The sequence below is a fragment of the uncultured Pseudoteredinibacter sp. genome (genome assembly GCF_947502065.1).
Classification (GTDB): Bacteria; Pseudomonadota; Gammaproteobacteria; order Pseudomonadales; family Cellvibrionaceae; genus Pseudoteredinibacter.
Genome location: NZ_CANMYE010000010.1, coordinates 18,863 through 36,763 on the forward strand (window position 1 = coordinate 18,863; position 17,901 = coordinate 36,763).

Annotated in this window: 18 protein-coding genes; 9 read left to right on the top strand and 9 right to left on the bottom strand. The window is 47.7% G+C overall.

Features of this window, described 5'->3' with window-relative positions; all coding sequences use genetic code 11:
- The first annotated feature begins 23 nt into the window (after positions 1–23).
- Entirely contained in the window at positions 24–347 is a 324-nt protein-coding gene (locus Q1A41_RS17815; protein WP_299981729.1) for a plastocyanin/azurin family copper-binding protein, read from the top strand.
- Positions 337–729, top strand: coding sequence for a c-type cytochrome (locus tag Q1A41_RS17820; protein WP_299981732.1), 393 nt, complete (start codon positions 337–339; stop codon positions 727–729). Before Q1A41_RS17815 ends, Q1A41_RS17820 begins: the two co-directional genes overlap by 11 nt.
- 43 nt (positions 730–772) lie before the next feature.
- Here Q1A41_RS17820 and Q1A41_RS17825 read toward each other — a convergent pair whose 3' ends face one another.
- Positions 773–2,170 carry an ATP-binding protein gene (locus tag Q1A41_RS17825; protein ID WP_299981736.1) on the bottom strand — a complete coding sequence of 466 codons (1,398 nt, stop codon included), beginning with the start codon at positions 2,168–2,170 and terminating at the stop codon, positions 773–775.
- 8 nt (positions 2,171–2,178) lie between these two features.
- Positions 2,179–2,880, bottom strand: coding sequence for a response regulator transcription factor (locus Q1A41_RS17830; protein ID WP_299981739.1), 702 nt, complete (start codon positions 2,878–2,880; stop codon positions 2,179–2,181).
- 280 nt (positions 2,881–3,160) lie between these two features.
- On the opposite strand from Q1A41_RS17830, the gene fldB reads away from it, so the two are divergent.
- From fldB to Q1A41_RS17850, 4 genes are all read left to right on the top strand, one after another.
- Entirely contained in the window at positions 3,161–3,706 is a 546-nt protein-coding gene (gene fldB / locus Q1A41_RS17835; RefSeq protein WP_299981742.1) for a flavodoxin FldB, read from the top strand.
- A 560-nt stretch (positions 3,707–4,266) separates the two neighbouring features.
- Complete coding sequence (locus Q1A41_RS17840) at positions 4,267–5,631, top strand: MATE family efflux transporter (RefSeq protein WP_299981745.1); 1,365 nt, start codon at positions 4,267–4,269, stop codon at positions 5,629–5,631.
- A gap of 63 nt (positions 5,632–5,694) precedes the next feature.
- The gene (locus Q1A41_RS17845; protein WP_299981748.1) at positions 5,695–6,666 is read left to right on the top strand and encodes a GNAT family N-acetyltransferase; all 972 of its coding nucleotides are present in this window, start codon (positions 5,695–5,697) and stop codon (positions 6,664–6,666) included.
- Positions 6,667–6,897: 231 nt separating this feature from the next.
- The gene (locus Q1A41_RS17850) at positions 6,898–8,340 is read left to right on the top strand and encodes a hypothetical protein (protein ID WP_299981751.1); all 1,443 of its coding nucleotides are present in this window, start codon (positions 6,898–6,900) and stop codon (positions 8,338–8,340) included.
- Positions 8,341–8,440: 100 nt separating this feature from the next.
- On the opposite strand, the gene Q1A41_RS17855 is transcribed toward Q1A41_RS17850, so the two are convergent.
- From Q1A41_RS17855 to Q1A41_RS17865, 3 genes are all read right to left on the bottom strand, one after another.
- Complete coding sequence (locus Q1A41_RS17855) at positions 8,441–8,833, bottom strand: RidA family protein (protein WP_299773265.1); 393 nt, start codon at positions 8,831–8,833, stop codon at positions 8,441–8,443.
- A gap of 30 nt (positions 8,834–8,863) precedes the next feature.
- Positions 8,864–10,027, bottom strand: coding sequence for an acyl-CoA dehydrogenase family protein (locus tag Q1A41_RS17860; RefSeq protein WP_299773263.1), 1,164 nt, complete (start codon positions 10,025–10,027; stop codon positions 8,864–8,866).
- A gap of 99 nt (positions 10,028–10,126) precedes the next feature.
- Complete coding sequence (locus Q1A41_RS17865; RefSeq protein WP_299981754.1) at positions 10,127–10,957, bottom strand: enoyl-CoA hydratase family protein; 831 nt, start codon at positions 10,955–10,957, stop codon at positions 10,127–10,129.
- A gap of 262 nt (positions 10,958–11,219) precedes the next feature.
- On the opposite strand from Q1A41_RS17865, the gene Q1A41_RS17870 reads away from it, so the two are divergent.
- A complete protein-coding gene (locus tag Q1A41_RS17870) occupies positions 11,220–12,032 on the top strand; it encodes an SDR family NAD(P)-dependent oxidoreductase (RefSeq protein ID WP_299981757.1) in 813 nt (270 codons plus the stop codon).
- Positions 12,033–12,334: 302 nt separating this feature from the next.
- Here Q1A41_RS17870 and Q1A41_RS17875 read toward each other — a convergent pair whose 3' ends face one another.
- Both Q1A41_RS17875 and Q1A41_RS17880 read right to left on the bottom strand, forming a co-directional pair.
- The gene (locus Q1A41_RS17875) at positions 12,335–12,832 is read right to left on the bottom strand and encodes a MaoC/PaaZ C-terminal domain-containing protein (protein WP_299981761.1); all 498 of its coding nucleotides are present in this window, start codon (positions 12,830–12,832) and stop codon (positions 12,335–12,337) included.
- A complete protein-coding gene (locus Q1A41_RS17880) occupies positions 12,829–13,278 on the bottom strand; it encodes a MaoC/PaaZ C-terminal domain-containing protein (RefSeq protein ID WP_299981764.1) in 450 nt (149 codons plus the stop codon). The genes Q1A41_RS17875 and Q1A41_RS17880 overlap by 4 nt, the downstream gene beginning before the upstream one ends.
- Positions 13,279–13,502: 224 nt before the next feature.
- Between Q1A41_RS17880 and Q1A41_RS17885 the strand changes: the two genes are divergently transcribed.
- Together Q1A41_RS17885 and Q1A41_RS17890 are read left to right on the top strand one after the other, a co-directional pair.
- The gene (locus tag Q1A41_RS17885; RefSeq protein ID WP_299981767.1) at positions 13,503–14,582 is read left to right on the top strand and encodes an HDOD domain-containing protein; all 1,080 of its coding nucleotides are present in this window, start codon (positions 13,503–13,505) and stop codon (positions 14,580–14,582) included.
- A 166-nt stretch (positions 14,583–14,748) separates the two neighbouring features.
- Positions 14,749–15,156, top strand: a complete 408-nt coding sequence (locus Q1A41_RS17890) for a hypothetical protein (RefSeq protein WP_299981770.1) — start codon at positions 14,749–14,751, stop codon at positions 15,154–15,156.
- A 143-nt stretch (positions 15,157–15,299) separates the two neighbouring features.
- Here the strand turns inward: Q1A41_RS17890 and greB are convergent, their stop codons facing one another.
- Complete coding sequence (gene greB, locus Q1A41_RS17895; protein ID WP_299981773.1) at positions 15,300–15,797, bottom strand: transcription elongation factor GreB; 498 nt, start codon at positions 15,795–15,797, stop codon at positions 15,300–15,302.
- The gene (locus Q1A41_RS17900; protein WP_299981776.1) at positions 15,797–17,827 is read right to left on the bottom strand and encodes a S9 family peptidase; all 2,031 of its coding nucleotides are present in this window, start codon (positions 17,825–17,827) and stop codon (positions 15,797–15,799) included. Before Q1A41_RS17900 ends, greB begins: the two co-directional genes overlap by 1 nt.
- Positions 17,828–17,901 lie beyond the last annotated feature (74 nt).

A 17,901-nucleotide genomic window follows, 5' to 3' on the forward strand; every position in this document is an offset into this window, starting at 1 on the left:
GGGAGCAATAAAAGGATTACTCTATGAGAACATTAATTTTACCGCTAACGTTGCTTAGCCTAGCCTGCTCATTTAGCGCAGTGACGATGGCTGCCGAGCATGAGGTAGGGCAGAAGGATAAGCAATTCACCAAAAAATCCATCTCTGTAAAGGTGGGGGATAAGGTTAACTTTGTGAACAATGATGAAATTTTTCACAATGTATTTAGCTTGTCTGATGCCAAGTTATTTGACTTAGGCTCTTATCCTAAAGGTGATTCCCGCTCGGTAACCTTCGATCAAAAAGGTGTGGTTGAAGTTGAGTGTGCCATTCACCCTGATATGAAAATGACGGTCAATGTCGAATAAGTATTTATTCACCGCACTATGTTGGGCCAGCCTCGTAAATCTGGCCCAGGCTAATGCTGTTGAGCCCAACGTTAATCGTGGCCAAGAACTGTTCGCCAATTTTTGTTTTCTTTGTCATGGTCAGCAGGGCAAAGGCGATGGTCGGATGGCGAAGCTGCTGCAAACGGCGCCTGCTAACCTTAGAAAAAGCCAGTTAGACAATAAAGCTCTAGCAGAGATCATTCGCAAAGGAGGCGCTGGGGTAAATCGCTCTGAGCAAATGCCTGCTTGGGGTGATCAGTTCACAGCTATCGATGTGCAGTCGCTGGTCTTGTTTATCAAAAGCTTGCAGGATAAGTCGGCGGATGCCGGCAAGGCAAAAAAAAGGGCCGCTATTAAATAGCAACCCTTTCACTAGGAACAAACTGGTATCTTTCTGCTTTGTCTTAAAACTTCCCGCGCTTGAGCCTTACCTCAATGCACAAGCCGCCATTTGCGTGATTATAGGCGCGTATGGAGCCATCATGCAGCTCAACGGTACGCTTACTGATAGCGAGGCCTAAGCCATAACCACCGCTGCTACGTGCGCGTGCTTCATCGGTACGGAAAAACGGCTTGAAAATATCATCAAGGTTTTCCGCCGGTACCCCGCGGCCCTGATCTCTTACCGTGATTTTGTAATATTTGTTGTGGCTGTCATCAAGCTCAACACCTACAGTGGTAGATTTAGGCGTGTAGTGCAGGGCATTGCGAACAATGTTTTCGAATACGCCAATTAGGCTGTTGCCGTGAGTGGCCACCAAAGCATCTTGAATTGGGGTTTCTAGCGCTAGGGTGACTTCTTTTTCGCTGGCGGGGTTGCGATATTCTTCGACTAGGGTTTCTAGCAGGATCTTCAAATCAATGGTGTCGCACAGCTCCCATGCGGCGGTATCCGTCATCGGCATGGAAAGAATATCCGAGATGATCTCATTCAGATAGTCGGCTGACTCTTTAATCTTTACCAGTTCTTTATCGATGTCCGAACCACAACAACGAGACTGGGCGATAGCTAAAGCAAACTGCAAGCGAGCCAGTGGCGAGCGTAGCTCATGGGACACGTCTTTGATAAGACGCTGCTGCTCTTGCATGGATTTATCTAAGCGCGCGGTCATGTGGTCGAACTCTAAACTGAGCTCGGCAATCTCATCGCGGTTTTTAACTTTGCAGTTGGTAAATTCTTGGGCAATGCGAACACTTAAATCACCAGCCGCGATTCGTCTTGTGGCATCACGCATAATGTCGATGCCGCGGCTCATGCGTTTGGCCAAAATAAAACAAGCGGTACCTGAGATAACAATAGAGATCAGCAGGGGCAGCCAAATATTGTAAAAATACAATTGCCACCACAGGCCGGTATCGTCTGGTGTATCGTAAGTAAGAATCTTTACCCAGTCGCCGTCGGGTAGCAACACTTGGCGCCCGACAAAAGAACTGCCGTCTTTGCTGTAATGGGCAAAGGGTTGTTCTGGGCTAAGTTGCTCTAGAATTCTTTGGCCGCCTTCCGGAATAGGGCGGTGTAATAAATCTTCATCATATTGGTCGATGACATAAACCAAGCGGGTGGCATTTTCTTGCATCGATTGCATGCCCGCGCGAATATCATCCAAACTATAGTTAACCGCCTCGCGCACCACTTCTCGCAGCAAGCGCGCCGCGGCTGTGGTTTGTTCCAGCTCAGGGTTTGAGGAAAGATGTTTGTCTGGTCGTAAATCTAACCAGTGGGTAGCTAAGCCGGTGCCAACAATCATTAAGATGGTTATGCACCAAAAGCCAATAAACAGTTTTACGTAAACTTTGGTCATAGCTTTAATTAAGCGTTGAGCTTGCCGCTGACGGTAAGCATATAGCCGGCGCCACGAATATTGATGATTAGCTCTTTAGAGGCGCCTTTTTCGGCCAGCTTTTTGCGCAGATTACTAACATGCACATCAATACTGCGATCGTAAGGGGTAAGCTTTCTGCCCAAGGCTTGCTCGGTGAGGGCTTCTTTACTGATGACTTGGCCAGCAGAGCGCATTAATAGCTCAAGTACGGTGAACTCAGCACCGGTAAGGGTAAGAGGTTTATTGCTGTAGCTGGCAGAGTGAGCACTGATTTGTAGTTCTAGCTGATCGACCGTAATTAAATCGCTTGGCTCTTCTGGTTGGGCTTGATCTACTCGACGCAAGATGGCGCGTATGCGGGCAACAAGTTCGCGAGGGTTACAAGGCTTTGGAAGATAGTCGTCTGCGCCCATCTCTAGGCCTACAATGCGATCTACGTCTTCGCCTTTGGCAGTTAGCATCAATACTGGGGTTTGGCAGTAGTCACGCAGTTTGCGCAATACTTCAAAGCCGGTGTAGATGGGCAGCATTACATCGAGAACAATGAGATCATAGCTACCTTCAGCAGTGGCATCGAGGGCAGCTTGGCCATCGTGTACCATAGTTGTTTCAAAGCCTTCGGTGGATAAAAATTCACCAAGTAGGGAGCAAAGCTCCTGATCATCGTCCACAAGTAACAGTTTTGCCATTGGGTTTCCCGCTATCGTTCTAATCACTGGCCGCTAGTTTGCCTGAGTAGCCCTGCTTCGTCAGTGCCTATTACTCTTCTTAACATAGCGCTAGGCCGCATGGGGCGTATATCCTAGGAATTTTAATGTTTCTTAAAAAGGGTCAATTTTTGTCAAAATTGCGCAATAGCCCCAGCCCGCAATAGCTTTGTTTGCACCCATCGCCGTTAGCTGCCAAAATCCGCAGCTCGATTTATTGGCCCAACAGTAATTTAGCGGCAAAGCTAGGAGAAAGACATCAATGACGGCAGCGATTGGCTTAATTTTCGGCAGCGATGAAGGTAATACTGAGGCTGTGGCATACCGCATTCAGCAGCGCTTGGGTGAAGATTTTGTCGATGTTATGGATGTTGCCGACATCACTCAGCTTGAGTTTGCCGATTACGATCGCATTATTCTGGGCATCCCGACGTGGGACTTTGGGCAGATCCAATCCGATTGGGAAGAGTTTTGGGATGATGTTGCTGAAGTCGATTTCAGCAATAAGCGAGTGGCTCTGTTTGGCCTAGGTGATCAGTTTGGCTATGGCGATTACTTTTTAGATGCTATGGGCATGTTGCACGATGTAATTAAGGCTAAAGGCGCTCAGCTTGTGGGTTATTGGCCAACTGAAGGCTATGACTTTGAGGCTTCTAAAGCACTGATCGAAGGCCAGAACCTTTTTATGGGCTTGGCGATTGATGAAGATCAGCAAGAAGAGATGACGGCTGCCCGTTTGAATCGCTGGTGTGAGCAGATTGTGGCGGAGTTTGAGTTGGATATTCCGGTGGAGTCTTTGGAAGACTGATATATCTTGGCTTCGAGCCGGGGTCAGATCCCATGGGATCTGACCCCTTTGTGCTTGCAGGGTGTTGAGGGGATTGAATTAGTTTGGAAGTGGCTTGAGCTGGTGTTAATTGGCTCGATCTTTACCGCTTATATCTCGGCTTCGATATCGGGGTCAGATCCCACGGGATCTGACCCCCCTGAATCTTTTAAGCTGGCTTGCAAAAGCTATTTGCCCTCGTTAGTATTCAAATAATTATTCAACTTTTGCCCTTGAGGCTTTTTTCATGTTTATCCCAGTGAAACAAGTGGCGGCCTGCCGCAATTTCTATCCGCGTAGCTTTGCTGCTATGTGGGCTGGGTATTCCCATACTCGCCGCAATCTAGAAATCGATTGCTGGCCTCCTGAATAGCTAACTTCAATCTCGGGTGGGGTTGTGCTTCACAGGGCGTTTGAGCTTACAGTCTTTTTATTAGTATCTGTTTAGCCGTGCCTTGTTAGTTATTGAATGCTGTTCGTCATTTGTAGCTACCCTAATCGTCACAGCCTCAAAGATTGATCGTTTTTTCGAGCGTTGAAGTATGTTTGCAAATAACTCTTTGTCTTTTTATGGGCGTGAAGCCCTGCACATAATGCGTTTGGGCATTCCGTTGATGATTGCCCATGTGGCAATGGTAGGTTTGGAAGTTGTCGACACCATGATGGCGGGGCAGGTCAGTAGTACCGAACTGGCCGGGCTAGCGGTGGGTGCCAATATCTGGTTGGTCATCGAGCTGTTTATGGGGGGCTGGATCAGCGCCACTACGCCACGTTTCGCTCGTTTGAAAGGCGCCAATAAGCCAGCAGAGATTCGCCATGAAGCTCAGCAAGCAATTTTGATGGCGCTTACGATTGGCACCTTGGCCATGTTACTGATTTGGTCGATTATTCCGCTGCTGGATCACTTGGGAACAAGTGCTGAAGTAACCGCGATAGCGAAATCTTATTTGGGTATTATCGCTTGGGGTATGCCGGCTAGCGGTGTTATCTGGGTGATGCTGTGTCTATGTGAAGGTTGTGGCGATATTCGCTTTTCGATGGGCTCTAGCCTGATCGTGCTAGCGCTGAATGCTGTGCTCGATTATATCTTTGTATTCGGCAAGTTCGGCATGCCAGCACTGGGGGCTGTCGGTTGCGCCTTAACTACCCTAAGTATCTACTTTCTTTGGGCCTTGATGGGGGTGGCCTACATTGAATATCGCGCTGAATTCAAAGCTTTAAAAATATTCCGCAGTTGGCCGCGTTTAGATTTCGTACGCTGGCGGGCGATATTTATTTTGGGCTTGCCGATTAGTTTATCGCTGTTGGCTGAAGAGGGGTTCTTTAGTGTAACGGCATTGTTGATTGCGCCGATTGGTACCGAACCTTTGGGCGCTCATCAAATTACCTTGCAGATTGTAGCCTTGGTATTAATGTTAAGCCTCGGCTTAGGGCAAGCAACGTCTATACGTTTATCAAACAGTATTGGCGCGGGCAAAGCGCAACTGGCCTTAAAGCAAGCTCAAATTGGACGGGTTCTGTGCATCAGCTATGCCCTGGTGTTTGGTTTGCTGATTGCTTGGCAGCCGGCTGCTGTTATTCGTTTATTTACCCAAGAAAACAGTATCGCCCAGATCTCTTTAAGTATGTTGGTGTTTGCACCCATATTTTTATTGATCGATTCTGCTCAGGTTAGCGTAGCGCAAATTTTACGTGGCTTTGAAGATACCAAGGTGCCGATGTTGTTTCAGGTATTTGGCTATTGGTGTTTGGGCTTTCCGCTGGGTTACAGCCTAGGTGCTACCGACCTATGGGGTCAGGCTTATGGTGTTTATGGCTATTGGGCGGGGTTTATGGTGGGTATTACAGTGAGCGCCATTTTGCTTAATATTCGCCTACACAAAACCTTATCGACTTTAGTGAAATAAGACTTTAAATTCTGCAAAGGTGACTCAATATTGTATGAGTCGCCTTTGTAGGAATGAAGTACCGTGCAACATTACCCCCTCAATAAAATCAGTCAAAGCAATTTGGATCGCCTAGCGGCCTCTGTTTTAGAAAGTTACAGCTACCAAGATCTCTATCAGTTTTCTTACCAGAAGGCGCTGAAAAATGAAGCCCGTGACCTATGGGCTTTAACCGAAGATGAAGACCCAGAGAGTTTGCAAGTTGTACGTGAACGCCGTGGATTGGGCCCAGAGATTCAAGATGAACAGCTTTTGGCTAGGGTATTTGAGATAGAAAACAATGGCCTGCTATTGGCGAATGTCTGCCGTAATGATGCAGATGATACCTTGATTGAAATCTTCACTACGGAGGATTGCGACCGAGTTTTTGTAGAGCGCTGGGCTAAGTTTCTCAGTAACTTTTTTTCATGGGCTAAGGCAAAGTACATTGTATGCTGGCCCCTGGTGGGCAGTGAGGCCGCAAAGTCGCTCTTGTCCATTTCTGGAAGCTATTTAGCAGACAGTTTTTTGGCCGCTCATATTCTTGATGTACCGTTGGCCATGAATCACGACTTGAGTTTTCGAGCTTTTGGCGTGGAGCAAGATTGGGAATGGTATGAGCGTGAGTACCAGCAGTTCCTACAAGAAAACCCCCGTTTTAGCGATATTGTTCCAATGACTGAAAAAGATGATATCGCAGAGGCTTGTGAGGAAAGGCTATGTGATGTCGCCATGTTCAAGGGTGAGCGCTTAGGTATGGTGATGGCCGAAGTATCTACTGAGCTTGGCTATCAGGGCATCTTAATAAGCGATATTTTTATTGTTGAAAAATATCGGGGTAAGGGTTTTGCCTCATCACTGCAGCGTGGATTTTTGGCAAGTCGCGCCGAGGGCTGTCAGCTAATTTGTGGTTATATTGATGCTTCCAATAAGGCCTCTTTGCATAATGCGATGAATCAAAATCGCCAAATTCTTCGCCAGGAATGTTATATTCCGATTGCGAGTTGCTTTAGCTGAATGGAAGCTTGATTTTCGATGCGTTGATTGGCTTTCAAAAAACTGTGTTTATCCCAGAAAACTGTGCTTTTCTTGCTTAAAGTTAATCGAATAATTCGAACATAAAATGATCGTATAGCCTGCCTTAAAATTAACCGCAGAATTTCTTCAGTTGATCGATATTTTAGCCTCTAAGTAATGCATCTTTCGGCGGGCTGGTTTAGCGTCTTTACTAACTTTAGGAGACGCATCATGATTCACAGATTTTTGTTAGCCGCAGCTTTGCTTGCGGCTAATTTTAGTATTTCTAGCTATGCCAGCATCGATTCCGAAACACTTTCTGAGTTGGTCACTAAACGATACGGCGGCGACAAGCTTGTGCAACTTAATCAGCTTTGGTTGCGCGATCGCTATATCCGAATCGATAAAGAGCAAAGTTTTTACCCCGGTATTGAAGAGGCGAAGAATAATGACGCCGAGCTGCTGATAGATTTTCAGCATCAGAAGATGGTTTTGCGCTATCAAGGCGAGCACGATCAGCAGGCTTTTTATCAGCATCAGTTGTTGAATGAAAAGGGTGCTTATTCCCTGGATGATAATGCCAAGGAGTTTAGTACTATCAAAAGAGGCTTTAGCAATATCGCTGGTGGCCTTCCTTATCGTATGGATATCTTTTGGGCCAAGCTTATTAGCTTGTATCCCGATAAGTTGAGTAATATCCAAGAGCAAAGTTTCTATGCCAAAGATGGTTACCAAGCGCGTTTTTCTGCTACTGGCTTCTCAGGCCTGAGTTTTAATATCAGCTTAACGGGGGACATTGTGAGCCTGACGGTTGATGGGCGTAAGCAGCAGTTTCAGTTTGGCCACCACCAAATTACCCGGGGCTTAAGGTTTGCAGAGCAATTGCAGGTTGCCGCAGGCGGCAATATTCGTAATATCTCGGTGAAACGAGAGCTGTTAGCAGCCAAAGTACCGGATGAGGTATTTGAGTTGCCAGTTTCCTATAAGGCTGCAAAAACCGTTGCGCAAGTTATGCCACAAGAGATGCAAATACAGAAGCTTGCTGAAGGGGTTTACCATGTGGGTAAATCTGTTGGTTTTTCTCTATTTGTAGAGGTAGGAGATAGTTTTTATGGAGTAGGGGGATACCAAGGGTTGGGTGAACGTTTTGAAGCCCTGCAGGCGACACTGAAAAGCGACAAGCCGCTCGCTTATCAAATCGTAAGTCACCATCATTATGATCACCTTGGTGGCATGCAAGAGGCCGCTGATCTTGGCGCGACATTTATTGGCTCAGCAAAAGCTCTAGAGGTAGTTGATTCTCTACTCAGTAGCAAGCTCCCCCAATCGCGTTATCAATCATTTGTTGAGCAAAAATCAATTGCTGAAGGTAGGCTGCTATTAGCTGAGTTTGAAAACCCCCATGTGGCAAATCATATGGTGACGTTATTGCCCAAAGACAATATTCTATTTGCTGAAGACCTGTATTTTTCTTTGGAGGCTACAGGGGCTCCAGAAGCTGAAGTGAGGCATATTGATTTGGGGGAGTGGCTGTCAAAATTGAGGGTAAATGTGGAAAAATTCTCGGCTGGTCATAGTGTAAGAATTCTAAACGACAGAGAGTTTGTGGAGTCTTTGTCGAATCCAAAACGTCCCGAAGCTTGCCCAACTTCTTGGCATATATGTAACAGATAAAATGGCTTTTCTAGGGGTAAAAAGGCGGCCTAAATCCCTTTTAGACCGCTGCGAAGAGTGCTAGAAATCTTAGATTTTTGAGGGTTGTGCAAATAAAACGTTAATCTTCAACCACGGCGGTAGCTTCGATTTCTACCATGGCTTCATCTTCCATAAGCGCGGCGACTTGCACCACGGCCATGGCTGGGAAATGACGGCCGAAGCAATCGCGATAGGCGGCGCCAATCTCTTTTAATGAAGAAAGATAAGCCTGCTTATCGGTGATATACCAAGTTAAGCGGGTAATATCGCTTGGCTTGGCATCGGCTTCGGCCAAAACCGCTACGATATTTTTAAAGGTTTGGTGAACCTGCTCGGCAAAGTTGTCGCTGGGGAAGTTTTCATTTTCATCCCAACCGATTAAACCACCGGTAAACACCATGCGGCCCTGGGCGGCGACGCCATTGGCATAACCTTTAGGTTTAACCCAATTTTCTGGCTGTAAAAATTCCATATGGATACCTATTTGTAATTATTTTGAGCCTTAGTGGCCTTCGTTCATTAATGTCTGTTTGGCGATGATGAGCTTTTGCACTTCTGATGCGCCCTCGTAGATACGTAGTGCGCGCACTTCGCGATAAAGCTCTTCGACTGGCATGCCGACGGTGACACCTAGACCACCAAATAATTGAACCGCAGTGTCGATCGCTTTTTGGGAAGCTTCTGTGGCATATAGTTTGGCCATGGCGGCTTCGCGTGTTACCCGTTCGGCAACGCAGTCTTTGGTCCAAGCGGCGCGGTAAATGAGCAGCGCGGAGGCATCAATATCCAAAGCCATTTCGGCCAGCTGAGTTTGTACCAGCTGCAAGTCGGCCATTGGGGCACCAAACAATTCACGGCTGGTGGTGCGCGCAATTGCTTCATCTAGAGCGCGGCGAGCGAAACCTAAGGATGCGGCGCCCACAGTAGAGCGGAATACATCAAGGGTTGCCATCGAGATCTTAAAGCCTTCACCTTCATTACCCAGTAACTTGCTCTTAGGAATTTTACAATTCGTCATTTTGAGGCGGGCGAGAGGATGCGGTGCACAGACTTGAATGCGCTCGGCAATTTCAAGGCCTTCGGTATCCGCATCGAGAATCATCGCGCTGATGCCTTTGGCACCGGCATCTCCAGTGCGTGCAAATAGCACATAGTAATCGGCAATGCCGCCATTGGAGATAAAGGTTTTTTCACCATTAACGATGTAATGATCGCCAGCGTCTTCGGCAGTGGTGCTCATAGCGGCAACATCGGAGCCAGCGTCTGGTTCGGTAAGTGCAAAAGCCGCGATCTTCTTACCTTCACGTACAGCGCTTAAATATTCCTGCTGTAGGGCATCACTGCCGAATAAGCTGATGGAGCCGCTGCCAAGGCCTTGCATGGCAAAAGCAAAATCCGCTAAGCCAGAATAGCGGCCCAGAGTTTCACGAATTAAACACAGTGAGCGCACATCAAGTTTTTGACCTTCACTGCGCAGGGCAACGGCGTAATTTAACCAACCACCTTCAGCCAGTTTTTGTACCAGCTCTTTACATTCGTCATCAACATCTGGTCCTGGGTGCGGGTTGCTATCGATATTTTCCGCCGCCCAAGCATCTAGGGTTTCTGCCAGCTCGCGATGCTTTGGCTCTAAAAAGGGCCAGTTTAAATAGGATTTATCACTCATGGTTTACTCCTAAAGGCAGCTCTATTTACTTCAAACACTTACTAGTTTCAGCGTTGCTATTGTCTAATAGCTGCAAAGTTTCAGAGCTGCATTTTTATTTTAGTTGCCTTCAAATACCGGCTTTTCTTTTGCAACAAAAGCGTTGTAAGCGCGGGTGAAATCTTCGGTTTGCATACAGATCGCTTGCGCTTGAGCTTCAGCTTCGATGGCTTGATCAATGCTCATATTCCATTCCTGATGCAGCATGGTTTTGGTAATACCATGGGCAAAGGTTGGGCCTTGTAAGAGGCTATGTGCCATATCTTGGGCGGTTTGCAAAACCTCTTCTGGCGCAACTAAGCGATTAAAGAAACCCCAACGCTCACCTTCGTCGGCGCTCATCATGCGACCGGTATACAGAAGATCGGCTGCGCGACCTTGACCAATGATGCGCGGCAAAATCGCACAGGCGCCCATGTCGCAGCCGGCAAGGCCAACGCGGGTAAATAGGAAGCCGGTTTTAGTGCGCTCGGTGCCGTAACGGAAATCAGAAGACATGGCGATAATGGCGCCAGCACCTACGCAAATACCATCGATAGCAGCAATAATCGGCTGAGGGCAGGCGCGCATGGCTTTAACGAGATCACCAGTCATACGGGTGAAATCCAGTAGGCCACGCATATCCATTTTGGTCAGTGGGCCAATGATGTCGTGCACATCACCACCGGAGCAGAAGTTTTCCCCAGCGCCGGTCATCACCACAGCTTTAACATCATCAACATAGACCAGATCGCGAAACAGATCGCGCAGCTCGGCATAGGATTGGAAGGTCAGCGGGTTTTTACGGTCTGGGATATTTAGGGTGATGGTGGCTACGCCTTCGCTATAACTCCAAAGGAAGTGCTCTGGCTGGTATTGGCTTGGATCAAAGCGGTTGGCGTCTCGAATCATGGTGCCCTCTCTAATACGTCTCGTTATTGCAGCTCGCTGACTTATTGCTGTTTTGGTTTTCTAAATAAGGCAGCCGAGCGGAATAAATTAATATGGAAGATATTTACAAGTAAAGTAATAGTTTGTATGGTTTTAATCAAGAGCCTGGGGCAAGATTGGTTGAAATTGTCAGTAAATAGGGTGATTTGAGCCCAATTGCCGCAAAGTAAGGGTTTAAATATCGAGAGCGAGCGAAAAAGCCGCGATTAAAGAGCAATCTTGTTTGCTAAAAGACGCAAATATCGACGCAATTGGAAATACTGTAGAAGGCATTATGAGTTTAAAAGATAAGCATGTAGTAGTGACTGGGGCATCGAAAGGTATTGGTGCCGCTATCGTCGACGCTTTGGCCGCTGAGGGCGCCAAAATTACCCTAATGGGGCGCAGCCTTGCTGGGCTGGAGCAAAAGGCTGAAGGTCTGGCGCAGGCGCAGTGTGTGGCGGTTGATGTTATGGACCCTGAGGCCGTGAGTACGGGTTTTGCGAAGGCGCGTGAAGGCTTTGGAACCATCGATGTGCTTATCAATAATGCGGGGCAGGCGGCCACGGCGCCCTTCCATAAGATGGATCATGGAACTTGGCGTCAGATGATGGGGGTGAACCTTGATAGTGTGTTCTTTTGCTGTCAGGAAGCTATTGCTGATATGCGTCCAGCCAAAGCTGGGCGTATCATCAATATCGCCAGTACGGCAGCTTTGAAGGGTTATGGTTATGTTTCTGCCTATGTGGCGGCTAAGCATGGAGTATTAGGGCTGACTCGAGCTTTGGCACTAGAGACGGCTCAGCATGGTATTACGGTGAATGCTGTTTGCCCTGGTTATACGGAAACCGAGCTGGTTCGTGATTCCATTAAGACCATTATGGATAAGACTGGGCGCAGTGAAGATGAGGCTCGTGCTGAATTAGCTAAGAGCAATCCGCAAGGCCGTTTGATTCAGCCAGAGGAAGTGGCGGATACGGTGCTGTGGTTGTGCCGGGCGAATAGTGCCTCTATCACTGGGCAGGCCATTGCTGTGGCCGGCGGCGAGGTGATGTAAGGCTGGTGGCTTCGAATGGGGTCAGAACCCATGGGTTCTGACCCCGGGCTTCTGCACAGTGTTGGTGATTGCCGCTGGGGCTTTGCTTTGGTGGAGTTTAAGGCCTGTGGGGGGAGGATAGTAATTCGGCTTCGAATGGGGTCAGAACCCATGGGTTCTGACCCCGGGTTTCTGCACGGTGTTGAGATTTGCCGCTGAGGGTTTGCTTTGGTGGAGTTTAAAGCGTGTGGGGAACGATAGCATTTGGGCTTCGAATGGGGTCAGAACCCATGGGTTCTGACCCCGGTGTTTTGCCCGTTTGCTTAGCTTCTGTTTTCGGGGTTGAGCTCGGCTAGGATGTCGATTTCGAAGGTGAAGACGAGTTCGCCGTATTGATTGTAGGCCTCGTTGCGGCTGCGGATAATTCCCCATTGTCCCCGCACCACCTTGTCGAGCTTTTCGATAATCTCATAGGTGTAGGTTAAGGTATGGCCTGGCCGCACGGGCTTTATCCATTTCATATTCTGAAATCCTACCCCAGCACCATTACGGCGGCCGTCTCGAACGCCTGTGGCGAAGCGTTCCATATAGCTCACCATCAGCTTCATCCAGATCGCACTGATGTGCCAGCCCGACGCAACTAAACCTCTGTAGCGTGTATCTAAAGCGGCTTCAGGGTCGGTGTGGTAGGGCTGTGGCGCATAGCGTTTGCCAAAGTCGATAATTTCTTTTTCACCAAAAGTATGGCTGCCAAAGACATGGAATTCGCCAACGGGAATATCTTCAAACCAACGGCTGCGAAAGACTAATTGCTCGCTCATTGCTGGCCTCCTGCCGGATTAAAAGCCACCATGATCGGGCTGCTTAAACTCATTACGCATTTTTTATCTTGATTAAAGACACTGATCTCGCAGAGCAAATCTCCGTACTCAGCATGCTCTGTTTTTCCGCTCACTTTAATATCGGCGGATAACTCATCATCAGCGTATACGGGTTTTAACCAGCGCAACTGTTCAACCCCAGGTGAGCCTAAGGCTTGAATATCATTGTCGTTAAGCGTATCGGCCAGCAAGCGCATCATCAATGCGCAAACCTGCCAGCCACTGGCACAAAGGCCACCGAAAATAGACTCGTCGGCCGCTTCGCTGCTCAGATGAAAAGGCTGGGGATCGAATTGTGCTGCAAATTCTAAAATGTCCTTTTTATGAAGAACAATAGGGCCGGCGCGATAGCTCTGGCCTTGGGGAATGTCTTGCCAATATTGCATGGGGTGCTCTCACAGTGCTGGCGCTTCGTTCTTATTCTTGAGGGTCGACTTTGCTAAATAGCGATTCTTGAACTAGCCTAAACGGCACGAAACCAGCGGTTATAGTATTTTGGGCCTTACTATATCGGTGCTGTAACGGCTTGGTCAATCCAGTGTTTGAATGGGTTTATAGCGTGACTGCCCTTAAAAAGTAGGGTGGGTTCATTAGTAGGAAAGGACGCAGTATGGGGCTTTGGGCAAAAATATTAACCATGTTCAGCGAGCCAAAGGCGGAAGCTGAATCGCTTGCTTTGCCAAAGTTGCAGCAGCCTGCTGTTAACAATGCTTCTTTTCATCGCTTAGCATTACTGGATGGCTTAACTCAACTAGAGATCGAACAGCGTTTTCTTAAAGTTTGGCTGCAGCTTGATGCAGAGCTGAAGCTATCGGCAAATGTGCCAAAGCCGCTAAAAGATAAGCTGTTAAATGAGCAATATCGTCAAGCTGCGGTGCCCCGGCTGCCCACCGTTTTACCTAAGCTGATGCGTGCGCTGCGCGACCCCGATACAGCGGCTCGCGATTGTGTCGCTTTAATCAAACAAGATGCGGCTTTGTTGGCCTCGGTGCTGCAAATTGCCAATAGCGCCGTTTATCGCCCAAGTGGGATGTCGGATCAAAGTATTGAGCAGGCCGTGGTGAGTTTGGGCCTGGATGGATTACGACGTGTGGTCTGTGAGGCGCTATTGAAACCCATCGCAAAACGTAGCCAAGCTGTTGGGGAAAACCAAAGTAATGCGGCATGGCAATACAGTGTACGCACAGCGATGATTGCCGAGGAGTTGGCACGCATTAATGGCCAAGATGGTTTTTTAGCTTATTTGTTAGGTTTGTGTCAGGGCTTAGGCTATATCACTTTGTCGAATGAGTTTATTAAATACAGCCAAGTTAAAAATAGCGCTGTAAATAAACCTCAAATCGCTGAGGCCTGCTTAGATTTTGCGGCCACATTAAGTGCAGAGATTGTTTCTGATTGGCCAATGCCGCGGGAGTTGTTAGAACAGCTGTGTATTTTTGCAGAGTTTCAGCAAGCGTCCGGTACTTCAAACCTCAAAACCCCCAATGATGACAGCTTAGCTAGCACCTTAATGTTAGCGGTTTATGCCAGTCAGGTTTATAGTCTTTCCCAGCATGATCTCAAAAAACAAGAGCCAGGGGCTGACTCGGGGCAAGAGGGTGAGCCGCCCTTGGATTTATGGTCCGCGCTTGCCGAGCAATGGGGCTTCAACAAGCTATTTCTCAGTCAATTGGCGCAAAGTCAAATCTAAATTCATCATCCTGCCCCAGAATATTCTTTTTGAATTCCTCGCGTCTTAGCGCCATAGGTATGATTCAGTTACAGTTAATACTAATGGCTCTAGCATCGTAGTCGGCCCAATATATGATGAGTCTTGCTCACACCGTAAACCGCGCACAGCAAAAAGGAACGTAACTATGAAAACATTAATGACAACTTTGGTGGCCGTTTTGGCACTCTCTCTTAGCTCTTGGGGTTATGCCAAAGACTGTAAAGGCCAGAGCCAATCCGCTTGTGGTAAAAGCAGTAGCTGCAAATGGGTAGATGGCTACAAGCGTAAAGATGGCAAACAAGTGAAAGGCTACTGCCGTGCCAGTGCTGGCAAAGCAAAGAGCAAACTTTCAGCCACTGCCAAAGATACAAAAAAGTCGGCCAGCAAGAAGTCAGAAGCCGCCGTAAGTAAAGCCAAGAGCAAAGCGAAAAGTAAATCAAAATCTAAAGCTGAGCTAGCCAAAGCTAAGGCTGAGACTAAGAAAAAGTCTAAGTCAAAAGCGAAGAAGAAAGCAAAAGATCTAGCAAAGGCGGCGAAGTCCTCTAGCAATTAATATTTGCTACGCTAGTTGAATAGTCTGCCTTAATAGGCTCTTTGATCGCATGAAAAAATAGCGCTTAATGTAACATTAAGCGCTATTTTTTATTGGCTTATTGAGAGTTGGGAATCGAGAGTCACTTTGTTGCGAGCTATCAATTACTCGTAATCGATGGCAACAATATAGAATAACTCTTCGCCTTCGGGCTTTCTCAGTACAACTTCATCATCAAGTTTTTTCCCCAGCATGGCTTTTGCGAGTGGGGAATCCATGCTGAGTTTTCCTTCGGCGACATTAAACTCATCGGGGCCAACAATCCGAAAGCGTTGCTCCTCGCCGTCTTCGTCTTCCAGTGTTACCCAAGCACCAAAGAATACCTTGTCTCGCTCAGCAGGGGCTCTATCGACAATGGTAAGCTCATCCAAGCGTTTACTTAAAAAACGTACTCGGCGATCAATCTCCCTAAGGCGGCGCTTGCCGTATATATAATCACCATTCTCGGATCGGTCGCCGTTTTTTGCCGCTTCATGCACCACATTGGTCACTTCTGGGCGCTCCACTTTCCAAAGCTGGCTAAGTTCTGCTTGTAAGGCATCGGCGCCTTCGCGAGTGATATAGGGTGAGCCTTTTCGGCTTGGTGGTCGCCAGCGCCCCATTACTCAAGCCTCTCGGGTGCAGATGCTAAGTTAAGAATGTCGACCGCTGTGATGGAATCGTCTTGCAAGCCTTCGCTTGTGAAATCAAACAATTGGCTATAAAAATACAATTCACCCTCTAAAGCCGTCACAATAGCCTTGGCACTGCGAAAGCCATGGCCCTCGCCGGCAAAGGGAACATAGGCTACTGGCATGCCTTTATTGTTGAGTGCTTCTAACATAGCTTCGGCTTGATTAGGTGGTACCACTTTATCTTCTAGGCCTTGGAAAAATATTGCTGGGCAATTGAGCCGATCTACATGATTAATTGGCGAGCGTGCTTGATAAATGGCTTTATCTTCAGGATAAGGACCAATCATAGAATCTAAATAGCGAGCCTCAAATTTGTGGGTGTCCCGCGCCAAGGTTTCTAAGTCGCCAATTCCGTAATGGCTGGCGCCGGCGGCAAAGCTATCGGCAAAGGTTAATGCTGCTAGTACAGTATAGCCACCAGCGCTGCCGCCTTTTATGCATAGACGTTTGGGGTCGGCGAGCCCTTGCTTAACAAGGTGATCAGCTGCGGCACAAACATCCTCCACATCTTTGATGCCCCATTGGCCTTTTAAGCTGTCGCGATAGTTACGACCATAGCCGGTGCTGCCGCGATAATTTACATCAAATACCGCAAAGCCACGGCTAGTCCAGAATTGAATTTTTACGTTTAGCGCTGTTTCAGTAGCTCCTGTTGGCCCGCCGTGGCAAAGGACTATTAATGGGGGCTTTTCTCCAGCTAAGGGCTGAAATTGTGGATTGCAGGGAGCATAGTAAAAGCCATGCGCAATTTCAGAGCCGGCGGCAAAGCTTAAAGCCTTGGGGGTTGAGATAAAGCTAGGATCAATGTCGCTATTACTGCTGCGGCAAACCTCAGTCATTTCGCCATTTTGCCATTGCATCAATTGACTTGCGCATTGGCTATTGGCGGCAAAAAACAAGCTGCGGCCAGCGGCGCTATTGACCATGGATATATCGTCATAGGGGTTTTCTGAATCGGGGCTTTCGATCTTGTCGAGGTTTCCACTTGCGATGTTGATAGTCGCTAATTGCCAGCGACCTTGCTGGGTATAACAGCAAATAATATTTTCAGCATCTATGAAGCTATAGCAGCTCATGCCAAACACCCACTGCGGTGTAGCAAATTCGGCATCGAGCCTGTGAAGGTTTCTTAGTGTTTTTGTGTTTATGTCGTAGCGGTATAGATTCCACCAATCACTCGTATCCGAGACAAAATATAAATTTCCATCTGGGCCAAAACTGGGCTGAAAAATGGATTCGCCTCTGGTGTAATCGCTCGATAAATCTCTTGCTGAGATTTGCTGTTGCTTAAGAATATTTCCGTCCTTATCAAGATCGGCAATGTAGCACTCGGTGGCATCCCAGGGCATATCTGGGTGGCGCCAGCATAAATAGCTGAGCTGCTCGCCATTAGGGCTTAAGCTGGGGTTAGAATAAAAATCAGCGCCGCTAAATAATGTACTGCATTGCCCAAGTTCGTTGCTGCTAATGGTTACTTTTACGATGCGGTTTTCGGGCTCGGCGTGTTCTTCGGTCGCCGAGTGCTCCTCGGCTACGGCGATAAGGCAATTGCGTCTTTGGTCCCATAGCAAATCGGCAAAGCGAGTATGCTCTTGGCGGGTAATACGTTTGCTCGTCATGCTTTGCAAACAAAGCCGGTAGATATCTTGATCTCTAGCGTTTACAAAGTATAACTGTTCGCCGGCAAGGCAGTAGCTGGCGCCGCCATATTCATGGCAGTTGCTGCGTACACTGAAGGTTGCTGGTGTTAAATCTTCGCGCTTTGTAGGTGTATCCTTGTGTGCGCGAACCAAAACAGAGCGACCTTTTTCTTGGGGTCTTCCTTCTAGCCAGTAATTATAATTTTTGTCCAGCCGTGGCTCGCTAAGGCGCACGCTATCGGCAACGAGTAGAGATGCATTGATCGGTGATTGCCAGCTGCCACAAGGTGCGGCGGTTTTTTCGATGTTTCTAGTCATAGTCTTCTACTAAAGTCCTTGTGGCTTATCGCCAGTTGCTCGAATTGTACATCCTCCTTAAACCTTTATCACAT